The organism is Citrobacter sp. VF227, from assembly GCF_052950715.1.
The window spans coordinates 193,975-210,932 of record NZ_JBRFVF010000006.1; the positions used below are offsets into that span (position 1 = coordinate 193,975).

Annotated in this window: 16 protein-coding genes; 6 read left to right on the forward strand and 10 right to left on the reverse strand. The window is 52.9% G+C overall.

Features of this window, described 5'->3' with window-relative positions:
* Nucleotides 1-12: 12 nt before the first annotated feature.
* From ACU8YC_RS18680 to ACU8YC_RS18690, 3 genes are all read left to right on the forward strand, one after another.
* Nucleotides 13-1,431, forward strand: a complete 1,419-nt coding sequence (locus tag ACU8YC_RS18680; protein WP_003025096.1) for a glutamate synthase small subunit — start codon at nt 13-15, stop codon at nt 1,429-1,431.
* A gap of 350 nt (nt 1,432-1,781) precedes the next feature.
* Nucleotides 1,782-3,032 carry a cytosine permease gene (codB, locus tag ACU8YC_RS18685; RefSeq protein WP_187253332.1) on the forward strand — a complete coding sequence of 417 codons (1,251 nt, stop codon included), beginning with the start codon at nt 1,782-1,784 and terminating at the stop codon, nt 3,030-3,032.
* Nucleotides 3,022-4,302, forward strand: a complete 1,281-nt coding sequence (locus ACU8YC_RS18690; RefSeq protein ID WP_446895641.1) for a cytosine deaminase — start codon at nt 3,022-3,024, stop codon at nt 4,300-4,302. The genes codB and ACU8YC_RS18690 overlap by 11 nt, the downstream gene beginning before the upstream one ends.
* A 52-nt stretch (nt 4,303-4,354) precedes the next feature.
* On the opposite strand, the gene nanQ is transcribed toward ACU8YC_RS18690, so the two are convergent.
* The 5 genes from nanQ to nanR all read right to left on the reverse strand — a co-directional run bounded on the left by nanQ (nt 4,355) and on the right by nanR (nt 9,344).
* Nucleotides 4,355-4,822 carry an N-acetylneuraminate anomerase gene (gene nanQ, locus ACU8YC_RS18695; protein WP_446895642.1) on the reverse strand — a complete coding sequence of 156 codons (468 nt, stop codon included), beginning with the start codon at nt 4,820-4,822 and terminating at the stop codon, nt 4,355-4,357.
* A 2-nt stretch (nt 4,823-4,824) separates the two neighbouring features.
* A complete protein-coding gene (nanK, locus tag ACU8YC_RS18700) occupies nt 4,825-5,694 on the reverse strand; it encodes an N-acetylmannosamine kinase (RefSeq protein WP_252838709.1) in 870 nt (289 codons plus the stop codon).
* A 106-nt stretch (nt 5,695-5,800) separates the two neighbouring features.
* A complete protein-coding gene (gene nanT, locus ACU8YC_RS18705) occupies nt 5,801-7,291 on the reverse strand; it encodes a sialic acid transporter NanT (RefSeq protein ID WP_446895643.1) in 1,491 nt (496 codons plus the stop codon).
* Nucleotides 7,292-7,399: 108 nt separating this feature from the next.
* Nucleotides 7,400-8,293, reverse strand: a complete 894-nt coding sequence (gene nanA / locus ACU8YC_RS18710) for an N-acetylneuraminate lyase (RefSeq protein WP_121585117.1) — start codon at nt 8,291-8,293, stop codon at nt 7,400-7,402.
* 259 nt (nt 8,294-8,552) lie between these two features.
* A complete protein-coding gene (gene nanR / locus ACU8YC_RS18715) occupies nt 8,553-9,344 on the reverse strand; it encodes a transcriptional regulator NanR (protein WP_151217881.1) in 792 nt (263 codons plus the stop codon).
* A gap of 359 nt (nt 9,345-9,703) precedes the next feature.
* On the opposite strand from nanR, the gene dcuC reads away from it, so the two are divergent.
* The gene (dcuC, locus tag ACU8YC_RS18720; RefSeq protein ID WP_187253334.1) at nt 9,704-11,071 is read left to right on the forward strand and encodes an anaerobic C4-dicarboxylate transporter DcuC; all 1,368 of its coding nucleotides are present in this window, start codon (nt 9,704-9,706) and stop codon (nt 11,069-11,071) included.
* Between the two features lie 56 nt (nt 11,072-11,127).
* On the opposite strand, the gene sspB is transcribed toward dcuC, so the two are convergent.
* The 5 genes from sspB to zapE all read right to left on the reverse strand — a co-directional run bounded on the left by sspB (nt 11,128) and on the right by zapE (nt 14,773).
* Nucleotides 11,128-11,631, reverse strand: a complete 504-nt coding sequence (gene sspB, locus ACU8YC_RS18725; RefSeq protein ID WP_151217882.1) for a ClpXP protease specificity-enhancing factor — start codon at nt 11,629-11,631, stop codon at nt 11,128-11,130.
* 5 nt (nt 11,632-11,636) lie between these two features.
* A complete protein-coding gene (gene sspA / locus ACU8YC_RS18730; protein WP_003025132.1) occupies nt 11,637-12,275 on the reverse strand; it encodes a stringent starvation protein SspA in 639 nt (212 codons plus the stop codon).
* A gap of 315 nt (nt 12,276-12,590) precedes the next feature.
* A complete protein-coding gene (gene rpsI, locus ACU8YC_RS18735; protein ID WP_003025138.1) occupies nt 12,591-12,983 on the reverse strand; it encodes a 30S ribosomal protein S9 in 393 nt (130 codons plus the stop codon).
* Nucleotides 12,984-12,998: 15 nt separating this feature from the next.
* Entirely contained in the window at nt 12,999-13,427 is a 429-nt protein-coding gene (rplM, locus tag ACU8YC_RS18740) for a 50S ribosomal protein L13 (RefSeq protein WP_003025141.1), read from the reverse strand.
* A 218-nt stretch (nt 13,428-13,645) separates the two neighbouring features.
* The gene (gene zapE, locus ACU8YC_RS18745) at nt 13,646-14,773 is read right to left on the reverse strand and encodes a cell division protein ZapE (protein WP_151217883.1); all 1,128 of its coding nucleotides are present in this window, start codon (nt 14,771-14,773) and stop codon (nt 13,646-13,648) included.
* Nucleotides 14,774-14,965: 192 nt separating this feature from the next.
* Here zapE and zapG point away from each other — a divergent pair, with 192 nt between their 5' ends.
* Together zapG and degQ are read left to right on the forward strand one after the other, a co-directional pair.
* A complete protein-coding gene (gene zapG / locus ACU8YC_RS18750; RefSeq protein WP_151217884.1) occupies nt 14,966-15,364 on the forward strand; it encodes a Z-ring associated protein ZapG in 399 nt (132 codons plus the stop codon).
* A 168-nt stretch (nt 15,365-15,532) separates the two neighbouring features.
* Nucleotides 15,533-16,900 (forward strand): serine endoprotease DegQ, encoded by a 1,368-nt coding sequence (gene degQ, locus ACU8YC_RS18755; protein WP_278238587.1) that lies wholly within the window; start codon nt 15,533-15,535, stop codon nt 16,898-16,900.
* The last annotated feature ends 58 nt before the right edge of the window (nt 16,901-16,958 follow it).

The following is a 16,958-nucleotide window of genomic DNA, read 5'->3' on the forward strand; positions in this document are numbered from 1 at the left end:
GGGGTAGCAGCAATGAGTCAGAACGTATACCAATTTATCGACCTGCAGCGTGTTGATCCGCCGAAGAAGCCGCTGAAGATCCGTAAGATCGAATTTATCGAGATCTACGAGCCGTTTTCCGAAGGCCAGGCCAAAGCGCAGGCAGATCGCTGCCTGTCCTGCGGTAACCCGTACTGCGAGTGGAAGTGCCCGGTGCATAACTACATCCCGAACTGGCTGAAGTTGGCGAATGAGGGACGTATTTTTGAAGCGGCAGAATTGTCGCACCAGACCAACACCTTGCCGGAAGTCTGTGGCCGTGTATGCCCGCAGGATCGACTGTGTGAAGGATCCTGTACGCTGAACGATGAGTTTGGCGCAGTAACTATCGGCAATATCGAGCGCTATATCAATGATAAAGCCTTCGAGATGGGCTGGCGTCCGGATATGACCGGCGTTCGCCAGACGGACAAGCGCGTGGCAATTATCGGTGCGGGTCCGGCGGGCCTGGCCTGTGCTGATGTGCTAACCCGCAACGGCGTGAAGGCAGTGGTATTTGACCGTCACCCGGAAATCGGCGGCCTGCTGACCTTTGGTATCCCGGCCTTCAAGCTGGAAAAAGAGGTCATGACCCGGCGCCGTGAAATCTTCACCGGTATGGGCATTGAGTTCAAACTGAACGTGGAAGTGGGCCGCGACGTTCAGCTCAACGACTTGCTGAAGGATTACGACGCCGTGTTCCTTGGTGTCGGTACCTATCAGTCGATGCGCGGCGGGCTGGAAAACGAAGACGCTGATGGCGTGTTTGATGCCCTGCCGTTCCTGATTGCCAATACCAAACAGTTGATGGGCTTTGGCGAAAGCAGCAACGAGCCATACATCAGCATGGAAGGCAAACGTGTCGTCGTGCTCGGCGGTGGCGATACCGCGATGGACTGCGTGCGCACCTCCGTACGTCAGGAAGCATCGCACGTTATCTGCGCCTATCGTCGCGACGAAGAGAACATGCCGGGTTCCAAACGCGAAGTAAAAAATGCGCGTGAAGAAGGCGTCGAGTTCCAGTTCAACGTCCAGCCTTTAGGTGTGGAAGTGAATGCCAACGGGAAAGTGTGCGGCGTGAAAATGGCGCGCACTGAAATGGGCGAACCGGATGCGAAGGGGCGCCGCCGTGCGGAGATCGTCGCTGGATCCGAGCACGTTGTTCCGGCTGATGCGGTGGTCCTGGCGTTTGGTTTCCGCCCACACAGCATGGAGTGGCTGAAAGAGCACAGCGTCGAGCTGGATTCACAGGGCCGCATTATTGCCCCGGAACGTAGCGATAACGCTTTCCAGACCAGCAACCCGAAAATCTTCGCCGGTGGCGACATCGTGCGCGGTTCGGATCTGGTAGTCACCGCGATAGCCGAAGGTCGTAAAGCGGCAGACGGGATTCTGAACTACCTGGAAGTGTAATACTTTTGGCTCCCCTGACGCTGATAGCTGGGGAGCCAATATTCCTCCACTAAATACATGCGGTATCATTTTTCGAAAACCGCTCACAAATACAGCTGTATATTCAGTACATTGAAATTCCGCAGACAGTGTCTGCAGAATCTTACCATTTGGCGTAACACTTAATCTTTTCCACTACCCTGGTCGGCGTTTGTCCGCTTCTTATTGGTTAAAAATGTCGAGCCCAAAAATCAACGCAATCATCAACCTCATGAATAAAAACCATGTAAAGATTATACGTAATCGTTTGCTTTATTCTAAGAACTGTATATTATGCGGCGGATTTTTTGGGCAAAATTCATGGAGGCGTTGTGTCGCAGGACAACAATTATAGCCAGGGCCCCGTCCCTCTGGCGGCGCGGAAAGGCGTGGTTCCACTAACATTTGTCATGTTGGGTCTCACATTTTTTTCCGCCAGTATGTGGACCGGTGGCACACTCGGTACCGGTCTTTCTTATAATGATTTCTTCCTGGCAGTTCTCTTCGGTAATCTTCTCCTCGGTATTTACACTGCATTTCTCGGTTTTATCGGCGCAAAAACAGGGCTCTCAACCCACCTTCTGGCGCGTTACTCATTTGGTGTGAAAGGTTCATGGCTTCCCTCACTGCTGTTAGGCGGTACGCAGGTAGGCTGGTTTGGCGTGGGTGTGGCCATGTTTGCTATCCCGGTGGGCAAAGCGACGGGAATTGACGTCAATATCCTGATTGCAGTTTCCGGTCTGTTGATGACTATGACCATCTTTTTTGGCATCTCGGCGCTGACCGTTTTATCTATTATCGCCGTCCCCGCCATCGTCGTTCTTGGCAGCTACTCCGTCTGGCTGGCGGTGAGTGATGTCGGCGGTTTAGACCATTTAAAAGCGATAGTGCCGCAGACACCGCTGAATTTCTCCACCGCCCTGGCGCTGGTGGTCGGCTCGTTTGTCAGCGCAGGAACATTAACCGCCGACTTCGTTCGCTTTGGTCGCAACGCCAAAGGCGCGGTGCTGATTGCCATGGTGGCGTTTTTCCTTGGTAACTCTCTGATGTTTATCTTCGGCGCGGCGGGTGCCGCCGCTGTTGGACAGGCGGATATCTCCGACGTGATGATTGCCCAGGGACTGCTGCTGCCCGCGATTGTAGTGCTCGGCCTGAATATCTGGACTACCAACGACAATGCGCTGTACGCCTCAGGCCTGGGTTTTGCCAATATTACCGGCCTTTCCAGCCGTTCGCTGTCGGTGGCTAACGGTATTATCGGCACATTGTGCGCGCTATGGCTTTACAATAACTTTGTCGGCTGGCTGACCTTTCTGTCGGCAGCAATTCCTCCCATTGGCGGAGTGATCATCGCCGACTATCTGCTAAACCATCGCCGTTATGCAGACTTCAGCAAAGCGCAATTTATTTCCGTAAACTGGATAGCTATCCTGTCCGTTGCATTGGGCATTGCCGCAGGCCACTATATTCCCGGTATTGTGCCCGTCAACGCCGTACTTGGCGGCGTATTCAGTTATATCCTGCTGAATCCACTTTTTAATCGCAGCCTTGCTAAATCACCAGAGGTCAGCCATGCAGAATAATAACATCACCCTTTGTCAGGCACGTTTACAGGGACGCGAAGGATTGTGGCAGCTCACGATTGAAAACGGGCGCTTCAGCCGGATTGAGCCACAGGACACCGCCACATTGCCGCAGGGAGAAGTACTTGATGCCGAAGGTGGCTTAGCCATTCCACCGTTCGTTGAGCCACATATCCATCTGGACACCACGCAAACCGCAGGCGAGCCGAGCTGGAACCAGTCTGGTACGTTATTTGAAGGCATTGAACGCTGGGCCGAACGTAAGGCAATGCTCACGCACGAAGACGTCAAAGCGCGCGCCATGCAGACCCTGAAGTGGCAGATGGCCAACGGCATCCAGCATGTCCGCACGCACGTTGACGTTTCCGATCCGACGCTGACGGCGCTGAAAGCCATGCTGGAGGTGAAGCAAGAAGTCGCACCGTGGATAGAGCTGCAAATTGTCGCCTTCCCGCAAGAGGGCATTCTTTCTTACTCCAACGGTGAAGCGCTATTAGAGGAAGCCGTGCGTTTGGGTGCCGACGTCATTGGCGCGATCCCCCACTTTGAATTTACGCGTGAATATGGCGTTGAGTCGCTGCACAAAATTTTCGCTCTGGCGCAGAAATATGACCGACTTATCGATGTGCACTGCGACGAAATTGACGATGAGCAGTCACGCTTTGTTGAAACCGTTGCGGCACTGGCCCATCGCGACAATATGGGCGACCGCGTGGCCGCCAGCCATACCACGGCAATGCATTCCTATAACGGCGCCTATGCTTCCCGACTCTTTCGCCTGTTGAAAATGTCCGGCATTAACTTTGTCGCGAATCCACTGGTAAATATTCACCTGCAAGGGCGCTTTGATACGTATCCTAAACGTCGCGGTGTAACGCGCGTCAAAGAGATGCTGGAAGCGGAGATCAACGTCTGCTTCGGCCATGATGACGTCTTCGATCCGTGGTATCCGCTGGGCACCGCGAATATGCTGCAGGTACTGCATATGGGATTACACGTGTGTCAGCTGATGGGATACGGACAGATCAACGATGGTCTGAACCTGGTCACTACCCACAGTGCGAAAACCCTGCACCTGCAGGATTACGGTCTGAACGTGGGGAACTCCGGAAATCTGGTGATTTTAGCGGCAGAAAATGGGTTTGACGCGGTTCGTCGCCAGACGCCTGCACGTTATTCCATTCGTCACGGGCGAGTCATTGCTGAAACGGTGCCAAGCCAGACCACGCTGCATCTGACACAGCCGGAAGCGGTAACGTTTAAGCGCTAGGTTGTTCTATCCAGTGTCGGATGGCGCAAGCCTTGCCATCCGACACGGTCTGTCAGGCTTGTAATAAGCTGGCGTGTACCTTAATCACTACCTTTTTGATTTCCCCCGGCTCCCCCACCATACAGCCTGGTTTATGCGGTTCGCCCGGCATAAAAATCGCAAATCTTCCCGGCTTCAGTACGAGCGCCTGCTCATCGGCAATCTCGCTGCACAGCTGATAGTCATCCTCAACATGCATCTCATCGCACTGGCGAGCAGAATCGGTCATCCCGAACAGAATGCGTTCTTCACCGGACAATAGCACCTGAATATCAATGTACTGCTGATGCAGTTCCGCTTTCTTTTGTTCTGGGCTCTGCGTCGCAAACTGCATGACATTCATAAAAATAGTATCGCCCTGCAAGGCGTAGCTCCCTGGGGTCTTCTTCTGAGGATTCGCCGCAATGGCAAGCGTTAATGCCTGCTGCAAGACCGGATGTAATCCGGCAGAAGGCAGTGAACGCAACTCATCTGACATCATAATCAATCTCCCTGGGCCAACAGCGCGGCCCCCAGTAAACCAGCGTCATGACGGTAATGCGCTGCCAGTAATTCCACGTGATAGACCAAAGGCTCTTGTGCCAGATAATGTTCAACCAGCGCCAGATATCCTTCAGCCAGCCCAACGCTGCCACCAATCACCACAATCTGGCAATCGGTCGTAGCCTTCACATCGGCGACAAGCCTTGCCAAAGTACGCGCTGAACGATGGATCAAGTGTCTTGCCTGCTCATCTCCTTGCCCGGCGCGGCTAAAAATGGTTTTGGCATCGCATCCAGCAAGCGTACCTTCGGCTGCAGCCGCGATCCCTCGACCGGAAGCGATCGCCTCGACACAGCCCACGCGCCCGCAGCCGCATACTGGCCCATGCGGGTCAGCCAGCGTATGTCCGAGATGTCCTGCCAAACCGTTGATTCCGGTCAGCAGTTTTCCCTCGCTCACCACCCCGCCGCCCACGCCGGTGGAGACGGTAATAAACACCATATCGCCGTACTCGCCTCCAAGCGCATGATGTTCAGCCCAGGCCGCCGCTTGCGCATCATTAACCGCCATGGTCGGCAAACCGGTCAGCTCTTTTAAGGTTTGTACCAGCGGGAAGTGCATAAGCCCGCCAAGATTGAGCGGGTTTATCGCCAGTAGTGTGCCCTCGCGGATAATACCGGTGGAGGCAATCGCGACGTGGACAGCCTGCCCCTGTAGCGGCGCAACGAGTGCTTGCAGTGCAGCGCGCAGCGCCTCCGGCGTTTTGCTGGCGGGCGTCGGCAATTCACGCCGCTCGCGAATTTGCAGATTACTGTCTACCAGCGCGGCTGCCAGTTTGGTACCGCCGATATCAATCGCCAACGTAGTCATGACACCGCCTTCTGCATCGCGGTGATACGCTTTTTATCCCGTTGCTCAAATAACGACATACTTCTTCCTTTACGTTAATTGCCCGGTTCAACACCGGGCAATCGGATTAACTTTTGGATTTCATCATGGTGCTTTTGTCACCGCCGAACGGCACAGCCCCGCTAAACGGTCGACCATCAATGGCATCATGCGTACGTATCGCTTCAGGACGTAGCCAGCGCTGTACGCGGGACGGCATATCGAGACCAATCAGCAGGATAACCACAAATGTCAGGCCGAAAGAGAGCGATCCCAGCGCAGTGCCCAGATCCAGACGCTGCGCAATCAGCGCCCCGATGATCGGCGCCAAAGCCCCGCCCAGCGCACCCACGTTGTAGGTGAAGCCCAGACCAGCCGCACGCTGGTCGGTATCGAAATAGCCGCCAATCAGTTTTGGTAAGATCCCGGAGATCCCTTGACCAAGCATTTGCTGGAAAAACAGCAGCAAACCCAGCACCCAGACGTTTGAGCCGCCAATCGCAAATACCGGAATAATCAGCAACTGTGAAGCCAGCAGACTGCAAACGTAGGCCTTGCGCGTGCCCAGCCAGTCACCAAGAAAACCACCGACGCAACAACCGACCGCCGCGCCAAATCCGCTAAAGAACAGGACATTGGCAACCGTGTGCGGATCATAAGCCAGTTCGGTTTTCAGATAGGTTGGCAACAACGCCTGAATAGGCCATGAATAGAGGAAGGCGAACAGCACGACCACCATTAGCATGACGCCTGTCGGCCAGCGCTTCCCGCTGCTTTGCACCATAAAGCTAATGAAAATAAAAGCACATATCAGGCCAAGGACCGCTACGATAGCTGCATTTTGCAGGTTGCCTGCAAAGCAAAACCACAGCGCGGTCGCGGCGGCGAGGGTCATCAGAATATTGATAACCCGATGTTCGCCCCGGTAGAGTACGTCCACCATCGTGCGCACCGGCGCTTTGCCTTCGTGTTTCTCTTTCCAGTCTTCCGCTTCCGGGATATTTTTACGCAGCCAGAGGGCGAAGATAATTGGCAGAATGCCGATGAAGAACAGCGCGCGCCATCCCCAGACCGGAACCACCAGGCTGTAGACCTGCGCGGCGATCACCGCGCCAACGGAGAAACCGGAAATCAGGAAGCCACTGGCTTTATTTCGCAGATGCTTAGGCCAGCTTTCAATAACATAAGTCGCGCTGGAACCGTACTCGCCGGCCATTCCCATACCGATAACCAGGCGGGCGATAAACATAGTGGTGTAGCCCGGTGCGAAGCCACAGGCCAGCGTCCCCACTGAGAACAGAATGATGCTGGTGACCATCGCCAGGCGACGTCCGTAACGGTCACCCATCGCCCCCAGCATTAATCCGCCAAACCAGCGGGAGATAAAGGCGGCGGAGATCAGACTGGCCGCCTGCACCGTCGTCAGTCCGAATTCGCCTTGTACTTCTGTCAGTACAAGGGCGATTAATACAAAATCAAAACCATCAAGCAAATATCCCAGCCAGGCGGCGGAAAATGCCCGCCATTGAGCCCGATTGAGATGGCGATACCACGGGATGCTCTGGGTAGAAGTACTCATTTTACTCTCCCGACGATCTTTGTTGTTGAGCCGGATGGCGGCTTTGCCTTATCCGGCCACGGTCGAAATATTCAGGCCGGGCAAGCGAAGCGCCCCGGCGACCCGCGATTACGCCTTTTCCGCCAGCAGTTGGTTTGCCAGCGCTTTCAGTTCCGGCAAATATTGTTCATCTACCGGGGCAAATGGTTTACGGCACAGCGGAACAGAAACCACGTCCATATAGTGCAGTACCGTTTTCAGGCCGCGGAACACGCCAACTTTAATGAGCAGATCGATAACCTTATTGCACTCGGTTTGCAGCTTTTGTGCCGTCCGGATGTCGCCTTCTTTGAGCGCTTTCACAATTCCCTGGTAACGCCATCCCATGATGTTGTAGGTACTACCGATACCTCCATCTGCACCCGCCAACAGACCAGAAGCGAAGATCTCATCATAGCCGTTGTAAAGCACCAGATCGGGGTGAGCGCGGCGGATCTGTTCCATCTGATAGAGATCGCCTGAGGTTTGCTTCAGCGCACCAACGCCCGGCAACGTCACCAGCGTGTTGATCTGATCCAGCGTCAGTTTTACGCCGCTCAGTGCCGGGATGTTATAGACCACCATCGGTAAGCCATCGGCGGAATCAATAATTGCGCGGTAGTGATCGCAGTGCTCTTCAAAGCTGAACGGATAGTAAAATGGCGTGACAGCCGAAACCGCATCAAACCCGTAGCGATGCGCAGCGCTCGCCAGCTGCTGGCTCTCTTCGGTACTCACTGTGCCGACGTGGGCGATCAGCGTCACCTTGCCTTTTGCTTCTTCGGCAACAATTTCCAGTACCTGCTCTCTTTCAGCGCGGTTTTGGACAAAGGCCTCACCCGTTGAGCCACCGACATACAGCCCATCTATTCCCTGCCCAATATTGAAACGCACCAGACGGCGCAAGCTCTCGATGTCCAGTTTCTGTTGGTTATCGAATGGAGTTAACAACGCTGGCATTACGCCTTTTAAATTTCTTGCCATAACGACCTCTGAGGATGATTAGTGTTATCTGACTACATACCTTTATACCTGTTATACCAGATCAAATAAGCAGCAATACAATACAGAACGCTTATATTGCGATCTACCTCACTAAACACTTCATCCTTCGAGCCGCCTCTGCGTTGGCTGCGTTCGATCACCCCTGTCACATAGTTATCTATGCTCCAGGGTGCTCGCTCTCTTGCCGCATTGATGCAACTTGAATGATTTTGTGTTTAAACGATCGTCGGGATCGCGATCACTTACGCAATTTTTTGTTTTTACTGAGGGCGTGCCAGGTGGCAGAAACGCTGTTGAGATGTTCTTGTAATGCGCGGTCGGCTTCATCAGGATCATGCTGACGAATAGCCTCAACAATAGAAATATGTTGTTGATAACTCACACTATTATGCTCGTACAATTCCCGATCAGGGACGGTCGGACGTGCGGCAATCAGCCAATCCAGCAGCGCGACGTGGATCGCCATAAAGATGGGATTGCCCGGGATCTCCGCCAGTACGCGGTGAAAATCAACGTCCGAGCGAATGAACAACGCATTGTCATCGAGCGACTGACTGTTGATCTCCAGCGCCTTCGCCAGTTTGTCGATTTGCTCGTCCGTCGCATGTTCGGCGGCATATCGTACCAGGCTGGATTCAAAGAACAATCGCAGCTGTTCGAAGTGGGCAATGCCGCCGGGATGCGCGAGGAAATCTTTCGCCATACCAGAGAGCTCGCTGATAATAGTATCAGCAGAAGGACGCGAAACGCGGGCGCGCTCACCGTTGTTGATTTGTACCAGACCTTTGCGCTTTAACGCCGCCAGCGCTTCTCGTACAGAAGGACGGCCCACGTTAAAGAAGGTCATCAGCTCTCGCTCAGACGGCAACTGTTCGCCCTCGCCAAATTCCCGACGACGAATCATCTGCTCCAGTTCTTCTTCAACCATTTCAGACAGTTTTTTACGCGCCAGCGGGCGATTGCGTAAGCTACGGCCAATGGCGGATGGAGAGTCTTCAGCTTGCGAATCAAATGCGTTCATAGGGCCCATTCAGCTAAGTCGTGGTAACAAACAACAGCGGGTTTATCCTATCACAGGATCGAAAGCAGGGTGAAATGATGGTCATTCGGGCTGAACAGCTTATTGGTCATATCTGCAATAAATATATTTTATTCAGTTTAATCATTCTGCATATATTTAATTTAACGGCACTCTATTCACTTTTTGAAATTTATGAATATGAACATGACAAATTATCATAACCATCTATTTTATAACGATAAATAATTTAAAGATCGAATTAAAAACAAGATATCCACTCCATAAAAAACGCTCAAAAAAATATAACATCCGTTTACATAACAGCGTTATTACCGGATTTATCTTCTTCTCTGGCATGGAGTGAAACAATGTTCGGCATCATTATTTCTGTTATCGTTTTATTAACGATGGGTTACCTGATCCTCAAAAACTACAAACCGCAGGTCGTGCTGGCGGCCGCGGGGATATTCCTGATGATCTGCGGTGTCTGGCTGGGCTACGGCGCGCTGGTCGCTGACGACAAGAGCAGCGGCTATCTGCTGATCGATATTTACAACGAAATTCTGCGTATGCTCTCCAATCGGGCGGCCGGACTGGGGTTATCCATCATGGCAGTGGGCGGTTATGCCCGTTATATGGACAGAATGGGAGCCAGCAGAGCGATGGTTAGCCTGTTAAGCCGTCCGCTTAAGCTAATCCGCTCACCCTATGTTGTTCTTGCCGCCACTTATGTGATTGGTCAGATCATGGCGCAGTTCATTACCAGTGCATCCGGGTTAGGTATGCTGCTGATGGTGACGCTGTTCCCAACGCTGGTCAGCCTTGGCGTGAGCCGTTTGTCTGCGGTGGCCGTCATTGCTACCTCAATGTCCATTGAATGGGGCATTCTGGAAACCAACTCGATTTTTGCCGCGCAGGTCGCAGGTATGAAAATCGCCACCTACTTCTTTCATTATCAGTTACCCGTCGCATCGTGCGTCATCATCGCCGTCGCCATTGCGCATTTTTTCGTTCAGCGGCAATTTGATAAAAAAACAGTACCGGACTACAACGGATTCACTGAACAAAAAGCACTGGAAAACGTACCTCCACTCTATTACGCCATTTTACCCGTCATGCCGCTGATCCTGATGCTGGGCTCGCTTGCCCTGGCACAGATGGGGCTAATGAAAGCAGAGCTGAATCTGGTGGTGGTAATGCTGATGAGCATGACGCTCACGATGTTTGTTCAATTCCTGCATAAACATGATCTGCGCGAAACGATGGATGATGTGCAGGCTTTTTTTGACGGTATGGGGACGCAGTTCGCCAACGTTGTCACGCTGGTGGTTGCCGGGGAGATCTTTGCGAAAGGGTTAACGACAATCGGCACTGTCGACGCCGTGATAAAAGGTGCAGAGCATTCCGGCCTTGGCGGCATCGGCGTGATGATCATCATGGCCGTGGTCATCGCCGCCTGCGCGATCGTCATGGGATCAGGCAACGCGCCATTCATGTCTTTTGCCAGCCTGATTCCGGATATTGCCGCCGGGCTGCATATTCCTGCGGTAGTGATGATTATGCCGATGCATTTTGCTACTACGCTCGCCAGAGCGGTGTCACCCATTACCGCGGTCATTGTGGTGACGTCGGGTATTGCCGGCGTGTCGCCCTTTGAGGTGGTAAAACGTACAGCCATCCCAATGGCGGTGGGATTTGTGGTGAATATGATAGTCACCATCGCGCTGTTTTACTGATCCCGAAACCAGAAAACAGAACAGGCCCCAAAGGGCCTGTTTTTTTATTTCACTATTTATTTCACTACGCGCAGCGCTGGACGCCCACCGCGAGGTGGCGGCGGTGTGTCATCTGGTTCATTGTCGTCGCCATTGTCAGGCTTATCGCCATCAATGACCGACATGACCGTTTCACTCTCAAAACCAGACGCGTCGTTGTCGTCATCATTTAAGCTGGCGACATCTTCGTCGTAGGCGGCTTCCGGTTCGAACATCGTACCGGCGCCATTTTCACGAGCATAAATTGCCAGGACGGCAGCCAGCGGCACTGAAACCTGACGCGGCACACCACCAAAGCGCGCGTTAAAGCGCACTTCGTCGTTAGCCAACTCCAGATTGCCCACCGCACGCGGTGCAATGTTCAGAACAATTTGCCCGTCACGTGCATATTCCATCGGAACCTGCACGTCCTGGAGCGTCACATCCACCACCAGATGCGGCGTGAGCTGGTTGTCTAACAACCACTCATAGAATGCGCGCAGCAGATACGGACGGCGTGGTGTTAGCTGTGGCAAATCCATACAGGTTAACCCCGGCCCAGACGCATTTCACGTTCAGGCTCAGTCAGAGAAGCCAGGAAAGAGTCACGTTCAAAGACGCGAGTCATGTACCCTTTCAGTTCTTTCGAACCTGCACCGTTGAATTCAATACCCAGCTGCGGTAAACGCCACAGCAGCGGCGCCAGATAGCAATCTACCAGGCTGAACTCATCGCTCAGGAAGTAAGGTTTCTGACCAAATACCGGCGCAATTGCCAGCAGTTCTTCGCGCAGACGCTTACGCGCGACTTCGGCTTCAGAAGCAGACCCGTTCACGATGACGTTCATCAGCGTGTACCAGTCTTTTTCAATACGCTGCATGTACAGGCGGCTTTCACCACGCGCAACCGGGTAAACCGGCATCAGCGGTGGATGCGGGAAACGCTCATCCAGATATTCCATAATGATGCGAGATTCCCACAGGGTCAGCTCACGATCCACCAGTGTCGGTACGCTCTGATTCGGGTTGAGGTCGATCAGATCCTGAGGTGGATTGTCCTTCTCCACATGCTCAATCTCGAAACTAACACCTTTTTCAGCCAGCACAATGCGGACCTGATGGCTATAGATGTCAGTAGGACCAGAAAACAGCGTCATTACCGAACGTTTGTTGGCAGCGACAGCCATGAAAACCTCCAGGTATATTCAGAATTTTTACTGCTACCAGCCACTCAGTGGCCAGCCAGAAGTGATGTCACCCAGGCTCGGAAAGTCATTGCTGTTCAAAATACAAACAAAAAATGAGCGATACCGGACATTTGGGCAGAAAATTGGATGATAGTTTACCAGATTTTGTGACCGTTGTGGTGAGTCGATTCTTGAAATGGGGAAAAAGAGGTGGCAATTAGCGGATTGCCGTGGTTCTACGGCGAGAAATAACGATAAAAAAACCCGCCGAAGCGGGTTTTTTCGCAAATTGTCGTCTGCCGAAGCAGAATACAATTAACGTTTGGAGAACTGAGGACGACGACGTGCTTTACGCAGACCGACTTTCTTACGTTCAACCTGACGAGCATCACGGGTAACGAAGCCAGCTTTACGCAGTTCGCCACGCAGGGACTCGTCGTACTCCATCAGAGCGCGGGTGATACCGTGACGGATCGCACCAGCCTGACCAGAGATACCACCACCTTTAACAGTGATGTACAGATCCAGTTTCTCAACCATGTCGACCAGTTCCAGCGGCTGACGAACTACCATGCGGGCAGTTTCACGACCGAAGTACTGTTCCAGAGAACGTTGGTTGATTACGATTTTACCACTGCCCGGTTTGATGAAAACGCGAGCTGCGGAACTTTTGCGGCGACCAGTGCCGTAGTATTGATTTTCAGCCATTGCCTATAATCCCGATTAGATGTCAAGAACTTGCGGTTGCTGTGCCGCGTGGTTGTGCTCGTTGCCAGCGTAAACTTTCAGTTTACGGAACATAGCACGACCCAGCGGGCCTTTTGGCAGCATGCCTTTAACCGCGATTTCAAGCACACGCTCAGGACGGCGAGCAATCATCTCTTCAAAGGTCGCTTGTTTGATACCACCGATGTGGCCGGTGTGGTGATAGTACACTTTGTCAGTACGCTTGTTGCCGGTTACAGCAACTTTGTCAGCGTTCAGAACGATGATGTAATCACCGGTATCTACGTGCGGAGTGTATTCCGCTTTGTGCTTACCGCGCAGGCGCAGAGCCAGTTCGGAAGCCAGACGGCCCAGAGTTTTACCGGTCGCGTCAACAACATACCAGTCGCGTTTTACGGTTTCTGGTTTAGCTGTAAAAGTTTTCATTAAAAGCTTACCCAAATAAATAAGTTACACGTTGGTGAACACCCAAACGTTTTGTCAGTTGAGGTTCACACGACATTGTCCAGCAAACCTACCCCTTCGAATAGCCTATGCCGGCGCATAGAAAGTTTTGGGAAAAAAACTCTCTCGTAACGTGGGGTCGCAAGATTATAGAGAAGTCAGGGTCAAAGATCGACCCCTTTATGTGATTTGCGGCAGGTTTAACCGGCTAAATGTTCCCGCTTCAGATACTCTTCGCTTTGCATCTCCTGCAAGCGCGACAAACAGCGCTGAAATTCAAACTTCAGACGCTCGCCCTGATAAATTTCATAGAGTGGCGACGCCGCGCTGACCACCAGCTTGACGTGACGCTCATAGAACTCATCCACCAGCGCGATAAAACGCCGCGCCTCACTCTCCATCAGCGTCGTCATGACCGGTACATCAAACAACAGCACCGTATGAAACAGACGCGACAGCGCAATGTAGTCATGTTGGCTACGCGCATCGACACAGAGCGTAGTGAACGACACCGCCAGCGTTTGGTTTTCGACGGCCAGCGTCTGCATAGGGCGATGATTGATTTCCAGCGTCGGCGCATGCTCGCCTTTCGTTCCCGCCAATGCCAGCCAGAGCTTATCCATCTGCTGGCGGGTTTCCTCATTCAGTGGTGACAACCACAAATGCGCCTGGGTTAAGGTGCGCAGACGATAATCGACGCCAGCATCAACATTCATAATGTCACAATGCTGTTTGATAGCATCAATAGCAGGAAGAAAACGCGTGCGTTGCAAACCGTTGCGATACAGTTCATCTGGCGGAATATTGGAGGTCGCGACCAGCGTAATACCGCGGGCAAATAGTGCCTTCATCAGGCCGCCGAGCAGCATGGCATCGGTGATGTCAGAAACAAAAAATTCGTCAAAGCACAGCACGTCCGTTTCGGCCTTAAAACGGTCGGCAATGATTTCCAGCGGATCGCTCTGCCCCTGCAGGGCGGTAAGCTCCTCATGGACGCGCAACATAAAACGGTGAAAGTGCAAACGCTGTTTACGCCTGCCCGGCAGGCTATGGTAGAACAGATCCATCAGCCAGGTTTTTCCGCGCCCGACGCCGCCCCACATATACAGCCCACGCACCGGCGGGTTAGTCGGCGACTCGCGCTTACCCAGCAATTTGCCAAAACGCGCCATCAGTCCACTCTCCTGTGGCACAGGACGCGCCGGCGTCGAAAGCGCCTGGAAAATGGTTTCCAATCGATTCACGGCTTCTTGTTGTACGTTGTCGGGCTGATGACTGCCATCTTTGAGGGCTTGCTGGTAACGCGATGTCGGAGAAAGGCTTTGCATGATGTTATTGTTATTCCTTGAGAATCGATGTGCCGTCGCTCACGGTTGACGAAAAAAAGGCCGTTCTACATTACGTGATATAAACACGGGATTCCACTTCTACGGAATTAGCGGTTATAGTGGCATAATCAGGCGCAGGCATGGAGCCTAAAGCCAACACCCTACGGAAACACAAGACAACGGGAGATGTTCATGACCTGGGAATATGCGCTAATTGGGTTAGTCGTCGGTATCATTATTGGTGCTGTAGCCATGCGTTTTGGTAATCGTAAATTACGCCAACAGCAGGCATTGCAGTACGAACTGGAAAAAAATAAAGCTGAGCTGGAAGAGTACCGCGAAGAGCTGGTGAGCCACTTTGCCCGCAGCGCTGAATTGCTGGATAACATGGCGGACGATTATCGTCAGATCTACCAGCATATGGCGAAAAGCTCCAGCAACCTGCTGCCGGGTATGTCACCGGAAAACAACCCGTTCCGTAATCGTCTGGCAGAGTCCGAAGCTGGCAACGATCAGGCGCCGGTTCAAATGCCGCGTGACTATTCTGAAGGGGCTTCTGGCCTGCTGCGTAGCGGCGTAAAGCGCGACTAACCGCACATCGTTAAGAAATTTATTGGGCGCAGCAATTGCGCCCTCCGCTTCTCTTCCCGTCCCAGCTATTATTTAGTCGTTAGCCTCATTGTGACCAAACCGAAAATTCAATAACATCAAACTGTTTTGAATCATCTTCCGTTTACTCAAGGTACGAGAGCAGGATCCATGAAAAAACAAACCCAGCTGTTGAGTGCATTAGCGTTAAGTGTCGGGTTAACTCTCTCGGCGCCATTCCCGGCCGTTGCGTCGATTCCCGGCCAGGTTCCCGGTCAGGCTGCGCTCCCCAGTCTCGCCCCGATGCTGGAGAAAGTGTTACCTGCCGTGGTGAGCGTAAGGGTCGAAGGCACCGCCACTCAGGAGCAGAAAGTCCCGGAAGAGTTCAAAAAGTTTTTTGGTGATGAACTTCCCGACCAACCTTCCCAACCTTTTGAAGGGCTGGGTTCCGGGGTTATTATTGATGCCGCCAAAGGCTACGTCCTGACCAATAACCACGTTATTAATCAGGCGCAAAAAATCAGCGTTCAGCTTAATGATGGTCGTGAGTTCGACGCAAAGCTTATTGGCAGCGACGATCAGAGCGATATCGCTCTGCTACAAATTCAGCATCCCAGCAACCTGACGCAAATAGCCATTGCCGATTCCGACAAACTCCGCGTGGGTGATTTCGCGGTAGCCGTGGGTAACCCGTTTGGTTTGGGGCAAACTGCCACCTCAGGCATTGTATCGGCTTTGGGTCGTAGCGGGTTGAACCTCGAAGGTCTGGAAAACTTTATTCAGACGGACGCTTCCATCAACCGGGGTAACTCCGGCGGTGCATTGCTTAACCTCAACGGTGAGCTGATTGGCATTAACACCGCTATTCTGGCTCCCGGTGGCGGTAGCATCGGTATTGGCTTTGCAATTCCGAGCAACATGGCGCGTACGCTGGCGCAGCAGTTGATGCAGTTTGGTGAAATCAAACGTGGCCTGCTGGGGATTAAAGGCACCGAAATGACCGCCGATATCGCCAAAGCGTTCAAACTGGACGTGCAGCGCGGCGCGTTTGTCAGCGAGGTTCTGCCTAACTCCGGTTCCGCAAAAGCGGGAGTGAAGTCTGGCGACGTCATTACCAGCCTCAACGGCAAACCGCTCAACAGCTTCGCCGAACTGCGTTCACGCATTGCGACAACCGAACCTGGCACCAAGGTCAAACTGGGTCTGCTGCGTAACGGTAAACCGCTGGAGGTTGAGGTCACCCTGGACACCAGTACATCATCGTCCGCCAGCGCGGAGATGATTGCGCCTGCGTTGCAAGGTGCTACGCTCAGCGACGGACAGTTAAAAGACGGCACCAAAGGCATTAAAATTGATAACGTCGAAAAAAGCAGCCCAGCCGCGCAGGCCGGCCTGCATAAAGATGACGTTATCATTGGCGTTAACCGCGATCGCGTAAACTCAATCGCTGAAATGCGCAAAGTGCTGGAAGCGAAACCGTCGATTATTGCTCTGCAGGTGGTTCGCGGTAACGAAAGTATTTACCTGCTCCTGCGTTAACGCCTGTAACCGGACATCAGCCCCCCGTGTGATGTCCGGTAAACTCGTGATATGCTGC